This window comes from Pseudanabaena cinerea FACHB-1277 (assembly GCF_014696345.1).
In the GTDB taxonomy this organism is placed as follows: Bacteria; Cyanobacteriota; Cyanobacteriia; order Pseudanabaenales; family Pseudanabaenaceae; genus Pseudanabaena; species Pseudanabaena cinerea.
Map to the genome: position 1 here is coordinate 1 of NZ_JACJPY010000094.1, position 15,373 is coordinate 15,373.

Annotated in this window: 20 protein-coding genes; 6 read left to right on the forward strand and 14 right to left on the reverse strand. The window is 43.6% G+C overall.

The window, feature by feature from the left end; translation table 11 throughout:
* Positions 1-33: 33 nt before the first annotated feature.
* The 4 genes from H6F44_RS19460 to H6F44_RS19475 all read right to left on the reverse strand — a co-directional run bounded on the left by H6F44_RS19460 (position 34) and on the right by H6F44_RS19475 (position 1,339).
* Positions 34-180 carry a hypothetical protein gene (locus H6F44_RS19460; RefSeq protein ID WP_190352687.1) on the reverse strand — a complete coding sequence of 49 codons (147 nt, stop codon included), beginning with the start codon at positions 178-180 and terminating at the stop codon, positions 34-36.
* Positions 181-516 carry a type II toxin-antitoxin system PemK/MazF family toxin gene (locus H6F44_RS19465; RefSeq protein ID WP_190352688.1) on the reverse strand — a complete coding sequence of 112 codons (336 nt, stop codon included), beginning with the start codon at positions 514-516 and terminating at the stop codon, positions 181-183.
* Positions 517-765, reverse strand: coding sequence for an AbrB/MazE/SpoVT family DNA-binding domain-containing protein (locus tag H6F44_RS19470; RefSeq protein ID WP_190352689.1), 249 nt, complete (start codon positions 763-765; stop codon positions 517-519).
* A gap of 304 nt (positions 766-1,069) precedes the next feature.
* Positions 1,070-1,339: a DUF6887 family protein gene (locus H6F44_RS19475; protein WP_242016666.1), complete on the reverse strand. Its 270-nt coding sequence runs from the start codon at positions 1,337-1,339 to the stop codon at positions 1,070-1,072.
* 280 nt (positions 1,340-1,619) lie between these two features.
* Between H6F44_RS19475 and H6F44_RS19480 the strand changes: the two genes are divergently transcribed.
* The 3 genes from H6F44_RS19480 to nrdR all read left to right on the forward strand — a co-directional run bounded on the left by H6F44_RS19480 (position 1,620) and on the right by nrdR (position 3,674).
* Complete coding sequence (locus tag H6F44_RS19480) at positions 1,620-2,441, forward strand: DUF1997 domain-containing protein (protein ID WP_190352690.1); 822 nt, start codon at positions 1,620-1,622, stop codon at positions 2,439-2,441.
* A complete protein-coding gene (locus H6F44_RS19485; RefSeq protein ID WP_190352691.1) occupies positions 2,441-3,142 on the forward strand; it encodes a GvpL/GvpF family gas vesicle protein in 702 nt (233 codons plus the stop codon). Before H6F44_RS19480 ends, H6F44_RS19485 begins: the two co-directional genes overlap by 1 nt.
* A gap of 79 nt (positions 3,143-3,221) precedes the next feature.
* Positions 3,222-3,674 (forward strand): transcriptional regulator NrdR, encoded by a 453-nt coding sequence (gene nrdR, locus H6F44_RS19490; protein WP_190352692.1) that lies wholly within the window; start codon positions 3,222-3,224, stop codon positions 3,672-3,674.
* A 31-nt stretch (positions 3,675-3,705) separates the two neighbouring features.
* Here the strand turns inward: nrdR and ilvD are convergent, their stop codons facing one another.
* Complete coding sequence (ilvD, locus tag H6F44_RS19495) at positions 3,706-5,394, reverse strand: dihydroxy-acid dehydratase (protein ID WP_190352693.1); 1,689 nt, start codon at positions 5,392-5,394, stop codon at positions 3,706-3,708.
* 85 nt (positions 5,395-5,479) lie between these two features.
* On the opposite strand from ilvD, the gene H6F44_RS19500 reads away from it, so the two are divergent.
* A complete protein-coding gene (locus H6F44_RS19500) occupies positions 5,480-5,959 on the forward strand; it encodes a hypothetical protein (RefSeq protein WP_190352694.1) in 480 nt (159 codons plus the stop codon).
* A gap of 69 nt (positions 5,960-6,028) precedes the next feature.
* Here the strand turns inward: H6F44_RS19500 and H6F44_RS19505 are convergent, their stop codons facing one another.
* Entirely contained in the window at positions 6,029-7,147 is a 1,119-nt protein-coding gene (locus tag H6F44_RS19505) for a ligand-binding sensor domain-containing protein (RefSeq protein WP_242016667.1), read from the reverse strand.
* Positions 7,148-7,240: 93 nt separating this feature from the next.
* Positions 7,241-8,380, reverse strand: coding sequence for a FecR family protein (locus H6F44_RS19510; protein ID WP_190352695.1), 1,140 nt, complete (start codon positions 8,378-8,380; stop codon positions 7,241-7,243).
* Positions 8,381-8,556: 176 nt separating this feature from the next.
* On the opposite strand from H6F44_RS19510, the gene rplI reads away from it, so the two are divergent.
* Both rplI and H6F44_RS19520 read left to right on the forward strand, forming a co-directional pair.
* Positions 8,557-9,018: a 50S ribosomal protein L9 gene (rplI, locus tag H6F44_RS19515; protein ID WP_190352696.1), complete on the forward strand. Its 462-nt coding sequence runs from the start codon at positions 8,557-8,559 to the stop codon at positions 9,016-9,018.
* 135 nt (positions 9,019-9,153) lie between these two features.
* Positions 9,154-9,930, forward strand: a complete 777-nt coding sequence (locus tag H6F44_RS19520) for a formylglycine-generating enzyme family protein (protein WP_190352697.1) — start codon at positions 9,154-9,156, stop codon at positions 9,928-9,930.
* Positions 9,931-9,965: 35 nt separating this feature from the next.
* Here H6F44_RS19520 and H6F44_RS19525 read toward each other — a convergent pair whose 3' ends face one another.
* The 7 genes from H6F44_RS19525 to H6F44_RS19555 form a co-directional block, all read right to left on the reverse strand.
* Entirely contained in the window at positions 9,966-10,748 is a 783-nt protein-coding gene (locus tag H6F44_RS19525; RefSeq protein WP_190352698.1) for a glycosyltransferase family 2 protein, read from the reverse strand.
* Between the two features lie 89 nt (positions 10,749-10,837).
* Positions 10,838-11,413, reverse strand: coding sequence for a Uma2 family endonuclease (locus H6F44_RS19530; RefSeq protein ID WP_190352699.1), 576 nt, complete (start codon positions 11,411-11,413; stop codon positions 10,838-10,840).
* 99 nt (positions 11,414-11,512) lie between these two features.
* The gene (locus tag H6F44_RS19535) at positions 11,513-11,932 is read right to left on the reverse strand and encodes a Uma2 family endonuclease (protein ID WP_322096264.1); all 420 of its coding nucleotides are present in this window, start codon (positions 11,930-11,932) and stop codon (positions 11,513-11,515) included.
* A gap of 35 nt (positions 11,933-11,967) precedes the next feature.
* Positions 11,968-12,753, reverse strand: coding sequence for a Uma2 family endonuclease (locus H6F44_RS19540; RefSeq protein WP_190352700.1), 786 nt, complete (start codon positions 12,751-12,753; stop codon positions 11,968-11,970).
* A gap of 139 nt (positions 12,754-12,892) precedes the next feature.
* Positions 12,893-13,039 (reverse strand): DUF4351 domain-containing protein, encoded by a 147-nt coding sequence (locus tag H6F44_RS19545; RefSeq protein ID WP_242016668.1) that lies wholly within the window; start codon positions 13,037-13,039, stop codon positions 12,893-12,895.
* Positions 13,040-13,147: 108 nt separating this feature from the next.
* The gene (locus H6F44_RS19550) at positions 13,148-14,134 is read right to left on the reverse strand and encodes an NAD-dependent epimerase (RefSeq protein WP_190352701.1); all 987 of its coding nucleotides are present in this window, start codon (positions 14,132-14,134) and stop codon (positions 13,148-13,150) included.
* 12 nt (positions 14,135-14,146) lie between these two features.
* Positions 14,147-15,313 (reverse strand): glycosyltransferase, encoded by a 1,167-nt coding sequence (locus H6F44_RS19555; protein WP_190352702.1) that lies wholly within the window; start codon positions 15,311-15,313, stop codon positions 14,147-14,149.
* Between the last annotated feature and the right edge of the window lie 60 nt (positions 15,314-15,373).

Below are 15,373 nucleotides of genomic sequence, written 5' to 3' on the forward strand. Positions count from 1 at the left end.
TCGAAGTGGGACTTTCTTGGGCACAGTTGTTTTCTATTCAATATGTCTTCTGACTGACTCCATATATACCTTTCGTATCCTCACTTGGCGGAACCACTGCCAGCAATTCGCGATCGCCGATTGTTTAGTACCAACGCGATTATTGGGTTTTGTTTGGGTTTGTTTGACGAGAGGCGACATTTAGTAAATACAAGCATCTAAAATGCTCAAAACTTCAGCCAAAAGCTCATCCGCAGCAACCTCTATCAACTTCACCTTTCTTGACTTGTAATCGATAGACTTCACTTGCTCCACCATCACATAGCCAGTTAGAGTTTTACTACTAGCGATCGCCACATGAAAAGGAAAATCACGCTTAGTATTTGTAATCGGACAGACAATCGCCAAACCCATATGCTGATTAAACAGCGTATTACTCACCACTAAAGCAGGTCGCCGCCCTTTCTGCTCATGCCCAGACTGCGGATCGAAAGTGAGGATAATCAAATCGCCCTTTTTGGGAATATAACTAGCCATTTACCAAACTTCCAAACCTACAGGCGATCCCCAATCCTCTTCTTGAACCTTATAGTTAGAAGGAATTTTGGAAACTAGATCTTTTAGATCGTATTTACATCGAATTTCCCGAACAGGTTTGATCACAATATGCTCCTTAGTGGTGATAATCTCTAGTGTGTCACCAACCAAAATATTAGCCTCAGCTAAAACCTCTTTACTGAGTCTAATCCCCTGACTATTACCCCATTTCTGGACTTTGACCAGCATAACTTTTGATAATTATTATTGCAAAAATGTATAGCCTAAGTATAGCCTAAAGCTGTAAAATTTTGACAAGTGATCGCCCTTATTTTACTGAAAAAGCAGCGATTACACCAAACTCATCTCAAGAAGCGATCGCTGAAAACTTAATCTCAACTTTTTGATTGAGAGCAACCGCATTTTTCTGTAACATTGACAGCGAACGACCATCATAATCAGCATCCTCAAGCAAGAGCGATCGCTTGTTTTGCTGTTTAGATTAGGTTTGGTGAGAGGCGATCACTAGTTATCAGTACCAGTTACAAATCGACTAAGCCTTATCCTTCAATTCCAAAGAAACTTTAGTTCGTGATTCCAATCTTTCTCGAATAGCCGCTTGCACTTTTTGATCGAAATTAGGATCGCTAGGACTAGCAATAACCCTGAGAGAACGCTGATTAAGACGATCCAAATAAGCCTGAAAAGCAGCACGATCGCCGCGATGTTTCCGAAAATATTGCTTCAGTTCAGCCTTAGACATAGAATCATAATCACCTTTCATCTGCAAACTCTCCATACTGGCTATCAGTGGGCATTCCATTCATTCACTCAATATTTTGAAGTTTATTTGTTAATAGCCAATTACCCTATCATTCTAAATAAGTATTAACAAATGTAAAACTGTTACTAGGTTAGCATTTTAAGCTTGACTGGCGATCGCTATTTAGGGCTACAGCAACATCCAAAATTTGCTACACTGAAAAAAATAGATAGCAACGGGTTTTTTAAACTCAGTTTTTTGATAAATCAAATGTTAAACCAAATGTGAAGCAGGCTAGACTTGACTCACAAATCTAACCGCAGTTTTTAGGATATTTGTCATGCAGCAAGAACCAATGCGATCGCCTGATGATCAAGAAATCGATCAAGAAATATTGGGGGAAAATGATTCAGATTTTTTACTAAGCTCAGCCCAAGAAGCTGCTATGCTGTCTGCCTATGGCAACGATGATGACGCATCCGTAAATTTAGTTGATCCTGAAGATGATTCGCCAGAGCCGATAGAGACCTTAAGGCAAAATATTCAACCCGATATTAAGCCCAGTAGTGGTTATAGCAACTCATTTCACAATCACTATGTTGGCTACATGGACTTACTCGCCGATCAGGTTACGGTGATGAAATATCTTGATGCTCATCAGGGGTGGTTTCGGCGTTGCGCTCATCCCTTTAAGGCCGACCCCATTGGCGAGACGGGCTATGCGATGGGCGTGGGCAAGGTCGGGGCAATGGGTTTTCAAGTTGATGCGCGAGTGGGGCTAAATCTGTTACCGCCTGATGAAAATTTTGTATATCGGATTACCACAATTCCAATTCCTAATCAGCCGCCACAGGGCTATGAGGTTGACTTTCAAGCGGAGATGCGCCTCAAAGAACAACCTTTAGAATCGTTAAAGGAATTGCAGCTAGGGCAGCAGAATCTTGTAATTACTAGCGTTGAATGGGACTTACATCTAACGGTGTCTCTCCAATTTCCCAATTTTATTCAAAGGATTTCGGCGGATATTCTCCAGAAAACAGGCGATAGTGTGCTGGGTTTTGTGGTGCAGCGAGTTTCTAAAAGTCTAACCGCAAAGGTGCAGGACGATTTCCATAAAACTCATACTATTAAGGTTCCTAAACAAGTTAAGCTCAAGAGATAATGCTATATACCTTTGCGATTTTGCTTGCGCCATTGCCAGAGGCTACACCGTTGGGGATAAATGGTAAGCCGATTCAATATTTATCACGCGATCGCTTGGTTGCTATGATTGAACCAGATGTGGATATTGAAGGTTTGAATCTATTGCCAGAGCAGGAGTTAATGCAAGCAATCATCCATCACGATCGCCTAGTGTGTGAATTATTTGAGCAACGGACTTTGTTACCTTTGCGCTTTGGCACTGCCTTTGTTTCGATTGCAGCTTTAGAAAATTATTTAGAAACAGAAAAAGATAACCTTTTAGCTAGTCTCGCTCGCCTCGATGGTTATGCTGAGTTTTTGGTAACAGGCACTGCGATCGCGCCCAAAATAGAAGCTGATTCTAATCTTAAGGGGAGAGACTATCTGCTTGCCAAGCGATCGCAATATTTGCAACAGGAACAATGGCAATCGCAATTACAACAGGAAATATTAGAATATTTGCAAATTTTGTCCGCCCATTTAAAACTTGCTGCACCTGCATACCAATTGCAGTATCAAACCGTTGAGACCAAAGGCACAGAGGATATCCGAGTCTATTTGCTATTGCCGCGATCGCATTCTCAGGCATTACAGATCGCCTCGCAATCATGGCAAGACCAGCATTCCCATTGGCAAATTGCATGGAGCCAACCGTTACCGCCCTACCATTTCTTAGGCTAGGCGTTACTTTCATTCATAGTGCTTGGCAAAGCCAGACAAATAGCCATACAATTAGCGTACAACATATCTGAGATATCTCATGCTCTGTCCCTATTGTCAGCATCCCGATAGCCGTGTTCTCGAATCGCGATCGGCAGAAGCAGGCTCTAGCATCAGGCGCAGACGTGAATGTCTGAATTGTCAGCGCCGCTTCACCACATACGAGCGCATTGAATTTGTGCCAATTACAATTCTCAAGCGAGATGGAGCCAGTGAATCCTTTGATCGCTCTAAGCTATTGCGGGGGATGGTGCGGGCTTGTGAAAAAACTGGGGTGAGCCAAACCCAGTTAGAAGCGATTATTGATGAAATTGAGGCACAGTTGCAAGTACGCGATCGCCATCAAGTGACGAGCGTAGAAATTGGGGAAATGGTACTGCAATATTTACAGGACATTAATGAGGTTGCCTATGTGCGTTTTGCCTCGGTCTATCGCCAGTTTCGCGGTGTAAAAGATTTTGCCGAAGCCCTAAATCATTTTGACAACAAATAAAAAAGTAGCGGCGCTTCGCGCCGCTACTTTTTTATTTGAATAGATCTAAATCAGTGACTGCACCTTTACTGCTAGTGGAAACCAATGTGGCGTATTTTCCTAACACCCCCTTGGTATAACGCGGTTGAGGAGCTTGCCAATTAGCACGGCGAACCGCCAGTTCCTCATCGCTAACATTAAGCTGGATTAAGCGTTGATGGGCATCAATGGTGATCGAGTCACCTTCTTGAACTAGGGCGATCGTACCACCGACAAAAGCTTCGGGAGCCACATGACCAACCACCATGCCATAAGTACCGCCAGAGAAGCGTCCATCGGTGATCAAGCCAACGGAATCTCCCAGACCTGCACCAATAATGGCGCTAGTAGGAGCCAGCATTTCTCGCATTCCTGGACCACCCTTAGGACCTTCGTAACGAATTACTAGAATATCCCCAGGATTAATTTTATTGGCAAGAATTGCTGCTAAAGAATCCTCTTCCGATTCAAAGACACGGGCAGGGCCTGTAATGATCGGATTTTTGACCCCAGAAATCTTGGCGACAGCACCTTCTTCAGCCAGATTACCCTTGAGGATGGCGAGGTGTCCTTGCTGATACATCGGACGATCCCAAGGACGGATCACATCTTGATCGGCGCGGGGTTCCGCAGGAATATCCTTGAGAACTTCTTCAATGGTTTGCCCAGTGACCGTAATGCAGTCACCATGAAGCAGTCCGTGGACTAACAACATTTTCATTACTTGCGGAATGCCCCCAGCTTTATGCAGATCGGTGGCGACATAGCGACCCGATGGCTTCAGGTCACAGAGTACAGGTACGCGCTGACGGATGCGCTCAAAGTCATCAAGCTGCCATTCCACGCCTGCGGAATGGGCGATCGCCAAGAAATGCAGCACCGCATTGGTGGAGCCGCCCACCGCCATAACGACAGAGATGGCATTCTCAATGGATTTGCGGGTGATGATATCGCGAGGACAGATATTATTGCGAATGGCATTAACGAGGATCTTGCCAGCTAATTCGGTGTTTGCGGCTTTTTCGGGGGCGATCGCCGACATCGTAGAAGAGTAAATGGGACTCATACCCATCGCTTCAAAGGCGGAAGACATGGTATTAGCCGTGTACATCCCTCCACAAGAGCCAGCCCCAGGACAGGCATTGCGCTCAACCGACATCAATCTTACTTCGTCAATTCTGCCAGCGCTGTACTGCCCAACTGCTTCAAAGGCACTGACCACAGTCAAGTCTTCGCCCTCTAAATGCCCCGGCTCAATCGTACCGCCATAGATAAATACCGCAGGAATGTTCATCCTTGCCATCGCGATCATCGCCCCTGGCATATTCTTATCGCAACCACCGATCGCCAGTACCCCATCCATGCTCTGCCCCGTGCAGGCAGTTTCGATCGAGTCGGCAATTACATCACGGGACACTAGGGAATATTTCATTCCCTCCGTCCCCATAGAAATGCCATCGCTAATGGTGATCGTCCCGAACATTTGGGGCATCCCATTGGCGGCACGAATTCCAGCCTCAGCACATACCGCTAGGGGCGCAATCCCCATATTGCAAGGGGTAATCGTGCTGTGGGCGCTTGCCACGCCCACAATTGGTTTTGTAAAATCATGATCTTGGAAGCCTACGGCGCGTAACATGGCACGGTTTGGCGATCGCTGAACGCCTTCGGTGATAGCACGACTGCGGCGATTATCGGACATAAGGTAAATCTCTTTACTAAAATTAGGTAACTAAAACATTCTAGAATTTTTGGACACCTGCATTTAAATCATTGACAGCCGCATAATGCAACTTAAATCAATATTCACCTCAAACTCCAACTACCACGAGCAACTTTCATGGCGATTAACTGCCCTACGGGGGCGCTATGTAATGCTTAGCGCCATCGGTTTAATCCTTAGTCTGAGTTTATATGCCTGTGGGGAAAGTAAAGTTAGCCAATGTAACAAAATCGTTACAGTCGTCAGCAAGTTTAAAGATGCTTCCTTACCCACTGATCTCGCGGGTTTAAATACAGTTGCCACCAATATTGATCAATCGCGGATCGCTATCCAGGCGATCGCTATTCAAGATCAAAATATTAAGGGGATACAGGATTTGTTAGTGGCAGTCTATGATGAAGCATCCCAAGCGATTAAGGCACAAGCGAAGGCATTAGAAGCAAAGGATAAGGCATCTCTAGATAAAGCCAAACAAGATTTGCAAGCAGTCGCCGTTAAGGAATCTGAGCTAGTCGATCGCTTTAATGGGCTATGTGCAAATTAATTGTCAAAAGCAATTGTCAAAAGCGGTGCAAAGCGCCGCCCTTAGCAATTAGCGCTGAGCGCTATGCAATTAGCGCTCAGCGCTATAAACCACTGCCGCATTGGCATTGGGAATCTCGGTCTTTTTGAGAGCCGCATTGATTTTGCCCAGTCCAGACTCTGTGCCAATCCATACCTGTCGATCGCGTATTAATAAATTCAACACCAGATTGCTAGGCAGATTATAAACTCTGGCTTTGATCGCGCCATTGTAAGTATTCGCCAAAACTAAACCCTCACTTGTGCCGATCCATAGCTCCCCATTTTTATCGGTGGCTAAGGCCAGAATGTCGCGCCCTGTTACATCATTGATTCTGGCGATCGCTTTATTAGTCTTAGGATTAATCTCGATTACATTACGGGGCGTGCCAGCCCAAATTTTACCTGAAGGCTCAATGGCGATCGCCTGCACAATTTGCCCAGAGACAAAGGGAACCCGCGCCAAAATTTTGGCAGTGCCTGGGTCAATTTTGACCAATCCACTCAAAGTTCCCACCCAAAGATTGCCCGCACCATCAAACTGCATCACATTAGCAGCCGTACCTTGCAGATTGTGCATTTTGGCATAGGTTTCGCCGTTGTAGGGGCTGATGCGGGTCAAGCCTTGATCCGTGCCGACCCAAATAAAACCTGCCCGATCCATGCCCAAACTAAGAATGCGGCTAGAGGCAAGTTGAATGACAAAATTTTCAATCTTGCCCGAACTCGGTTGAATTTGATATAAACCAGAGGTTGTGCCAATCCAAAAATAGCCCCTGCGGTCTTCTAAAATCGCCGTAACCGTTGAGTTAGGCAGGGATACATTGGCGATCGCCGTCCCAGTGCGTGGATCGATCTGCTTTAAACCTTGCCAAGTACCAATCCACAGTCTGTCTCGACTATCAATGAGGGTGGCACTAATGCGGCTACCATCATCAATTGCATTAGTACGCGCAATTTTGAGATGATTTTGTGATTGATCGGTAACAATCGGATATGCAAAAGACTCCGCCAAGGAAGAATTTAAGGCTGTACTCAAGAACATCACACAGCTTGTCAAGCTGGTTGTGGCGATCGCTTGCCAAAATTGCCGTGGGGTATAGCGCAATTTTGTTTTCTTGCCTACTTGCATCTTGCCCTCTTCGTATAGCGCCAACATCATAACCACCATTACTAGCCACTATTTGGAAATCTTGTCCTTTGACCTTTTAAGGGTCAGATGTTAACACAAGAGTTGGCGATCGTCACAGCAATTTATGACAATCTATGGTTTAGGTGCAGGTGCAGGCGCAGGAACCTCTGGTTGGACAGGTGCAGGTGGCGGATCAATAGGTGCAGGCTGTGCTGGTGGTGGCTCAACTGGTTGGGCGATTGGCTCAGGGCTACTAGTAACTGGAGCAGGCTCAACAGGAGTAACTGGCGGCGAATTTGGCGATGCAGGTTGCTGAGGCGCTGGTGGCACATTTGCTGCCGCAGGGGGATCATTTTGACGTGCAGTTTCTGGGGCAGGCGCGTCACGGCGATCGCTATCATTAAATCGACTGCTGGCAGTTGGTTGTTCGGCGGGGCGATCAGCATTGTTGGCTGCCGTATTCGTATTACTATTGGGGCGGCTAGGTAAATCAGTACGGCGAAACTCAATCTTATTCGCTTCTTTAACTAGGTTTTGCACCCCAAATTCGGTTGATATTCTAGATATACTCGCCAATTGATTGCTAAAACCAAATAGCAAACTATTATTAGCAATGCGTTTATCAATAGTTTCTTTATCAATACGCTTTGGTTCTGTAGTGCTACCATTTGCCTTAATGCGGATCTCATCCCCTTGATTTAAACTAATAACCTTTGCTGAGGCTTTTAATAGTACTGTCACCTTACCGTCAAGGGCGATCACCCTACTTTCATCAGCAGCCTTGGCAGGTATCTCAATATAAATAGTACCTCCATTGCTAGATACTTCACCAAATGGCGCTAAAATTTGGGCGATCGCTTTTCGTTCACCATCAGCCCAAGCCACTAAAGTGCCAGCACTAATCGCCACCTGATTTTGCGGCTTGATTGTCACATTAGCCATGCCACCAATACGGACAATAGCGCCATTGCGAAGATTGATCTGAGCGCTAGAATTTGCTTCGGTGGCAACACTTTCGCTTACCTTAAGTGGCACGCCAACTGTAGCAGGGCGATAGGATGCACTATTAATGTAGCGCACCCGCACAGGGTAGTTGCGAATCTCACTAATTTCGGCGATCGCTTCTGTGGGTAAAGCTTCTGAGCTAAAGGGCTTTGGGGGTTGATTGGTGACACAGCTAGGCAAGGCGATCACCGTCGTGGTCAACACCACAAGCGGCAAAAAGCATCGAGAAAACTTTGATAATTGGTTTGATAATTGCCAAAATTGCATTACAAATTTTTTGTAGAATCTACAAAACCGATTTTTCGCTATGGTTTTTCGCTATACTAGGAATCTTGGTTAAAATCGCAAATCCTAATATACTTAATATTAGAGCTAACATCGTTGTTTGACCATAGTTATCCACAATTCTGATTTATTTTCCAGCAAGCAAGAGTCAAAAGCACATGGCAAAGAGTAATTTGCAGGTCATGCTGACCAAAAACGTTACAAAATTAGGCAAACTCGGCGATCTAGTATCAGTCGCCCCCGGTTATGCCCAAAACTTTCTCATCCCCCAAGGTCTAGCAATTCGGGCAACGACTGGGGTGGTCAAAGAAGTAGAAAGACGCAAAGAGGTAGAGCGCCAGCGCTTAATTGCCATCCGCCAAGAAGCAGAAAGCCGTAAGGTCGCGCTTTCAACCATTGGTGGCTTTATTATCAAGAAAAAAGTCGGTGAAGGTAATGCGATTTTTGGCACTGTAACTGACCGTGAAGTTGCTCAGTTGATCACCGCCAAGTCGATGCTAGAGATCGACCACCGCGATATCACGATCCCTGAGATTAATCACACAGGTAATTTTGATGTTACGATCAAGCTCCATGCCGAAGTCACTGCCACAATTAAAATTCAAGTCGTACCCGAATAGCGATCATTTTATTCGCGTGTTATTAGAAAGTCGGACTTGAATCTAGATTTAAGCTCGACTTTCTAATAAGATAGGCAGATATAAAGTCGAAAGAGACCTCTAGCAAGCCTACAAACTTAAGGGGGAAATTCTGAAATGAGCAACTTGCCCACCGTCGTAATTGCTGAATATTTGGGTGTGGATAACTTTCTTGAACTCGTGCGAATCCCTGAAGGCAAGTTCTTGATGGGAACGTCTTACAAGGAAAAGGGCTATGCTACTGAACGCCCTCAACAACAGGTAAAAGTGTCATCCTTTTATATGGGCAAGTTTCCTGTTACCCAAAAACAATGGCAGGCGATCGCCAATCTGCCCCAAATTGACCATCCCCTAAATCCAAATGTCTCCCACTTTAAAAATGAGTTAGCCCCCGTTGAAAATGTTTCTTGGCTAGATGCAGTTGAGTTTTGCCGAAGACTAAGGCGGTTGACCACCAAGAATTATCGACTGCCCAATGAGGCAGAATGGGAATATGCCTGTCGCGGCGGTAAGGAAACCCGTTATTACTTTGGCAATGAGATCAGCATCACCGTTGCTAATTACGATGCCAGACACCAGCATAACTGCGATCATCCTATTAAATATCGCGGACAAACCACCACTGTCGGCACTTTCCCCTGTAATGACTTTGGGCTGTATGATATGCATGGCAATGTTTGGGAATGGTGCGCCGATCCTTGGCATGAAGACTATCTCGGCAGACCTGCGATCGCCAGCAATTGGGAATTAGGCGGCGATAATCACTACCGCGTGTTAAGGGGCGGATCATGGGATCATGATGCTTGGGAATGCCGAGCCACCAATCGCCGTAAAGATCCTTTCATAAATTGGTTCAACTATTACGGGTTTCGGGTAGCCTTGTCCATCGGTTAGCCACATTAATTATGTTCTTGCCGATTACTAACTGCTCAAAGTTTTTCTGTAGTAGTGATTGAGTTATCTAACTCAATCAGATAAATTGATAAGAGCATCTCCGCTAACATTCTCTGAAAAGCGTAATACCAACCGCGCCAACCATCAAGGATGCCGCCTTTCAAAATTAGACAGTAGATCAAAATAATAAAAGGGGCAATATATTTAGCTTTACGAATGCGATCGCCTAACCCCAGTTCATGATATGGTGTAAATAAAATCTTCTTAGATTCAATCTGCATATAGCGATCTTGAGATTTTAGCCAACGACTCAGAGTCTTGCGATCGTCATGGTAGATGTATCCATTTAATGTTTCTGTTTCTCCAATAATTTGAACTCTGTGAGCGTGTCCGTCATCCTGATAAGTCGCACTAGCTCTTCGATAAAGAACTGTTCTTGGCGGTAATAAAGTTCCTCTCAACGGTTTACCAAAAACGCAGTACTTAAACCTAGCTCTATAGGCATTTACTTCTGGTTTAAACGACAGTCCTAGAATTTCTTCTGCAAGTTTATCAGTTACAAGATAGTCAGCATCTAGGGATAGAACCCATTCAGAAGTTATTCTTTCTAGACCAAAGTTACATTGAGATGCAAACGTATCAAATTTTCTTTGCAAAACCTGCACGCGATCGCACTTAGATAAAATCTCCAAAGTCTCATCATCGCTGAAACTATCGATCACTACTATCCGCTTTGCCCAAGTCAATTGCTGCAAGGTGCGACCTATATTTGCTGCTTCGTTATAGGTAAGAATTAAAGGTGTGATTTGGTCTAGCATGAAATATCTATAGTCTTTGTGCGTAATTGGTACATTTTGCGCCTCTAACTCATTTTTTGCATATCTTTCAAAAATCTCTCTAACTTAGATCACCAAATCAATTCTAAATCTAGTACAAATTCAGGGAGTACCTGTTCGCCTGAGAGAGAGGTGGGAGCATATAAAACCTCTACAGGTTGCCCGATCCGATAAATCTCCACCTCACACACCTTTCGATTGATTAGCCACCCCAATCTTGCGCCATTTTCTTGGTATTCTTGCATTTTTGCCTGCGTTACTTTCAAACTGTCGCTAGGTGACATTAATTCCATCACAAAATCGGGACAGATCGGCGCAAATCTTGACTGTTGTTCTGGGGTGAGGGCTTCCCATCTTTCTTTTACAATCCACGCAGCATCAGGCGATCTCATTGCCCCATTAGGTAATGTGAAACCTGTAGAAGAGTCAAAGGTAAAACCTAATTTTTTGCGCTGATTCCAACTCCATAAATAACCATTAAAGTCAGAATTACGCATTCCAGTATCGCTACCTGCGGGAGCCATGATCGTAATATCTCCTTTAGCATTTCTCTCAAATCTAAGATCGCGATTTTTTTGACAAAGCCGAAAGAACTGCTCGTCATTCATTTCTATGACGGAATCCAGACTGATTGTTAGCGTATTCATAAAAATTTGTCTCCCGTTAGATAGACTGATTCTGCATTTATTTCCCCATTTTTAACCAGTCAAAGATTGCATCGGCAGTTAGCTCTAACAAAACTGGATCTAAAATTGCGCCCCATGCTGGAGACTATGCAGAATTTTACCAATGACTTTGTTGGCATTTTGGTCAGGCGAAAGTATCTCTATTATCCAATCTGGGGCAAGATTGAATTGATCGGGAATTTCCCCATTTTCGAGAAAGGGAATATTTTGCCATTTAAAAACAGCAATATCGGGGACTATTGAACGATTACCAAAAGTACAACGTAACTCTGGAAAAGCATAAGCAATTTTTTTCTCTTCTGTGACTAAATTAATTTCTTGGCAAAGTTTGCCCTGTAATCTACTGTGCCGTCCTTTTGGCATATTTTTTTGAGTGATCTCATTGTCAATATATTCACTAGTTGGTTCAGTCTCTGGCATTTGCAGAAACTGCTCTAGGGTTAGAGGCTTAGCGATCAGCTTAACAGTTGTGGCAACCATAAATAATCCAAAAATAATCCAGACAAAAAACTATACTAGCGCTTACCTAAATCGCCAAAACGTTCTTGATAAAGAGCTAACAATGCCTCAAGTTCTGTGACTTTCTGACGTTCCTGTGCGGCAATTTGTCTCTCCTGTGCGGCAATTTGTCTCTCCTGTTCAGCAATTTCTGTTGGCGCTAAGATCCAGTTACCATCACGATCGTACCAACGCAACCACAAACGATCAAAACCTTGATATTCACCGCGCCAGAGTCCCAAGCCTAGCTGGGCTTCTTCTAGCCATACACCCTGACCTGAGATCGCTAAAGGTTGATAGCGATCGGCAACTAAGCTAAAGGCTTTTAGCTCTTCCGTATAGCGATTAAATACAAAATAATAAGGAATTTGTAAGATCTGCTCATAGACTTGCCACTTGGTTGGTGGCTGATTGACCTCACGCAATGTCTGTCCCAAGTCTTCCTGCTCTGTCCCTGGTGAAATCAATTCCACCACCACAAGGGGCGTAACTTCTTCTTGCCAAATCACATAACTTAAGCGCAAATCCCTATTTTCATAAAACCGCGATACATTGACAACACCAAACCAATCGGGACGCTTATACCAGTTAGTATGGCGATCGTCGTAATAAAGATTTAAGTCACTGCCCGTAAATATTTCCTGACTAGAATAATTGGGAGGGCAGAAGGTCAAGCGTAATAATTCTGGCTGAAAATCATGAAATTCGTCTGGCAAGCCTGATTGCTCCTGATCCTCACTGGGCAGGTCATACATGGTCGGTAGATTTGACCTAGGCGATCGCGATATTTTAGTTTGATACATTCTCTTCGATCCTGCAAGAATATAGCTTAATACCAGATTTGATTCTTCTAATGAATATCTTCTGAGTGTTTGCTTGATCTGGTTACTCTTGATGAGGGCGATCACTAACCATGTTTGCTAATCATTAGCGATCTTCAGATTAATACGATATTGTTGCTAACCAATTTTCTAGCTCCTTGATATCGCTAAAATCTAATAAAGCTTCGCCTAGCATTTCTAATTGATCAACTAATAGCGATCGCACCCGCATTTCTAGAGGAGATAGCAGAGTGCCACAACGACTCAACTTCGCTTACAGCCTGTTGAGGCAATATGGGACACAGTAGAATAGTCCACGCAACCGTTACAGGCTAAAATTATACCCCTTGATAGCTAAACAGGCTGTAAGCTTTGCCTATTTATAATAGTCCAGATACCATGCCACAAATTTGGCGATTCCGTCCTCAATAGAAGTGCAGGGCTTAAAGCCAACATCTTTGATCAGATCATCGACATCTGCATAGGTTGTCGGCACATCTCCTGGTTGCATTGGCAAAAAGTTTTTTTGTGCGATTTTACCTAGGTTCTTTTCGATAACTTCGATAAACTTCTTCAAGGTTACGGGTTGATTATTACCGATATTGTATAGCTTGTAAGGTGCCGAGATGAGTTCATTTTCATTCTGCTTCGGAATAGGCGGCTTTTGGATCACGCGCACCACCCCTTCAATGACATCATCAATATAAGTAAAGTCCCGTTGCATTTCGCCAAAGTTATAGACATCTATGGGCTTGCCATCCTCGATCGCCTTCACAAATTTGAAATAGGCCATATCGGGTCTGCCCCAAGGCCCATAAACGGTAAAAAACCTTAGTCCAGTGGTTGGTATTTGATACAAATGGCTATAAGTATGGGCAATTAGTTCGTTAGCTTTTTTGGTGGCAGCGTACAAAGAGATGGGCTGATTCACATCATCGGTAACAGCAAAGGGAATTTTTTTGTTTGCACCATATACTGAGCTAGAAGATGCAAATACTAGGTGCTTAACTTTACCATGACGACAACCCTCTAATAGATTGACAAATCCTGTCAAATTACTATCAACGTATGTGTGAGGATTTTCGATTGAATAGCGCACTCCTGCCTGAGCAGCAAGGTTAATAACAACATCAAACTTATTGTTGCTGAATAGATCAGACATAGGAGAGCGTTCGCTTAGATCTAGCCTTTGAAATATGAAACTGGGATGTTCTTTGAGTTGAGTAAGGCGATCGTTCTTGAGTCTCACATCATAGTATTCATTGAGGTTATCGATACCATAAACGAGATGATTGTCAGCAAGAAGCCGCTTTGCCAAATGATAACCAATAAAACCCGCCACCCCTGTTATTAATATCTTCATACTTTAAATTAGTTAAGCTTGTCTGCTAAGAATCTTGTTGTAGATTGCCTTCATTCTGGCAGCAATTTGCTCCCAAGTATATTTTTCTAAAATAAACTGCCGAGCGCGATCGCCCATCTCTTTTGCCTGATCAGGATGCTTTAATAGATTTACGAGTGCTTCTATAATTTCTTCTGAATTTATACCCACAATCTTGGCGACTTCCGCCGCTTCAGGAAAATTACAGCCTGTTGTGATCACACAAGGTAACCCTGCCGCCATCCCTTCCAAAACCGACATACTAAACCCTTCCGAATAGGATGGAGCTACATATATTCTGGCTGCCGCCAATGCAGCATACTTAAGCTCACCCGTGAGAATTCCTGTAAAAGTCACAGCATCTAAACACCGATATTCTTCCAAATGCTGCTTAATTACTGTTCCATAGCTCACATTATCGGGGCCTGCTATGACTAAGTGCATATCCTGAAATTGTTGGTGAATTGCTTTAAAAGCGATCGCTAATAGATCTAATCCTTTCTTAGGATCAATCCGCCCTAAAAAAATAATTAGCTTTTTATTCCTAGTTTCAGGGAACTGTTTGTAAAAAATATCTGGATTATGCTCAATATTAAATTGTTCGCGATGAATACCATTGGGAACAACTTCTATGGGCATTTTCAAGCCAAGTGGCTGAATTCTTTCTGCTTCCGTAGAAGCCAACATATGAATGCAACTTGCTTTTTCTAGTGCGGGTTTTTCTAACAAAGAAAAATACAAATTCTTTTTCCATGCCTTATAAGCCAAAGCCCAAGGCTCTAACATACCTCTAGGGGTAACAACATAGGGAATATGATTGACTTGGCACGCCCAATAAGCAGGTAAATTTGGATAGGAAAAAATTGCATTAGTATGCACAATATCGTAGTTCTGAATGTTTTTGAACAGCCAATAAGTTAAGGACATAGTAAATTTGTAATCAAATATATTCCAGTATGAAAAATATTGGATTCGATAGTTTCTCTTCTCTATCCATGTATATAAAGGTACGTCCAACTGGTTTGTACCATTAGCATTTGTTGTAACAAGATCAATATCAATACCTAAACTGCCAATGGCTTGAGTTAGCTCTAAAACACTTTTTGATGGTCCCCCGTACCTGAGGGGGTGACAAAGACATCTAAAACGTAGCCGTGACAAGCTGCATAGCCCTCTTACCTCGTTGATAGTAGGTTAACTTATTGGGAGCTAGTTTCAATA

What these genes read in the sequence shown, in the direction of transcription:
- H6F44_RS19500 (WP_190352694.1), top strand. Translation starts at nt 5,480, where the DNA reads ATGCAACTTAAATCAATATTCACCTCAAACTCCAACTACCACGAGCAA.
- H6F44_RS19540 (WP_190352700.1), bottom strand. Translation starts at nt 12,753, where the DNA reads ATGTATCAAACTAAAATATCGCGATCGCCTAGGTCAAATCTACCGACC.
- H6F44_RS19530 (WP_190352699.1), bottom strand. Translation starts at nt 11,413, where the DNA reads ATGAATACGCTAACAATCAGTCTGGATTCCGTCATAGAAATGAATGAC.
- H6F44_RS19475 (WP_242016666.1), bottom strand. Translation starts at nt 1,339, where the DNA reads ATGGAATGCCCACTGATAGCCAGTATGGAGAGTTTGCAGATGAAAGGT.
- H6F44_RS19520 (WP_190352697.1), top strand. Translation starts at nt 9,154, where the DNA reads ATGAGCAACTTGCCCACCGTCGTAATTGCTGAATATTTGGGTGTGGAT.
- H6F44_RS19485 (WP_190352691.1), top strand. Translation starts at nt 2,441, where the DNA reads ATGCTATATACCTTTGCGATTTTGCTTGCGCCATTGCCAGAGGCTACA.
- ilvD (WP_190352693.1), bottom strand. Translation starts at nt 5,394, where the DNA reads ATGTCCGATAATCGCCGCAGTCGTGCTATCACCGAAGGCGTTCAGCGA.
- rplI (WP_190352696.1), top strand. Translation starts at nt 8,557, where the DNA reads ATGGCAAAGAGTAATTTGCAGGTCATGCTGACCAAAAACGTTACAAAA.
- H6F44_RS19550 (WP_190352701.1), bottom strand. Translation starts at nt 14,134, where the DNA reads ATGAAGATATTAATAACAGGGGTGGCGGGTTTTATTGGTTATCATTTG.
- H6F44_RS19510 (WP_190352695.1), bottom strand. Translation starts at nt 8,380, where the DNA reads ATGCAATTTTGGCAATTATCAAACCAATTATCAAAGTTTTCTCGATGC.
- H6F44_RS19460 (WP_190352687.1), bottom strand. Translation starts at nt 180, where the DNA reads ATGTCGCCTCTCGTCAAACAAACCCAAACAAAACCCAATAATCGCGTT.
- H6F44_RS19505 (WP_242016667.1), bottom strand. Translation starts at nt 7,147, where the DNA reads ATGGTGGTTATGATGTTGGCGCTATACGAAGAGGGCAAGATGCAAGTA.
- nrdR (WP_190352692.1), top strand. Translation starts at nt 3,222, where the DNA reads ATGCTCTGTCCCTATTGTCAGCATCCCGATAGCCGTGTTCTCGAATCG.
- H6F44_RS19525 (WP_190352698.1), bottom strand. Translation starts at nt 10,748, where the DNA reads ATGCTAGACCAAATCACACCTTTAATTCTTACCTATAACGAAGCAGCA.
- H6F44_RS19470 (WP_190352689.1), bottom strand. Translation starts at nt 765, where the DNA reads ATGCTGGTCAAAGTCCAGAAATGGGGTAATAGTCAGGGGATTAGACTC.
- H6F44_RS19535 (WP_322096264.1), bottom strand. Translation starts at nt 11,932, where the DNA reads ATGGTTGCCACAACTGTTAAGCTGATCGCTAAGCCTCTAACCCTAGAG.
- H6F44_RS19480 (WP_190352690.1), top strand. Translation starts at nt 1,620, where the DNA reads ATGCAGCAAGAACCAATGCGATCGCCTGATGATCAAGAAATCGATCAA.
- H6F44_RS19465 (WP_190352688.1), bottom strand. Translation starts at nt 516, where the DNA reads ATGGCTAGTTATATTCCCAAAAAGGGCGATTTGATTATCCTCACTTTC.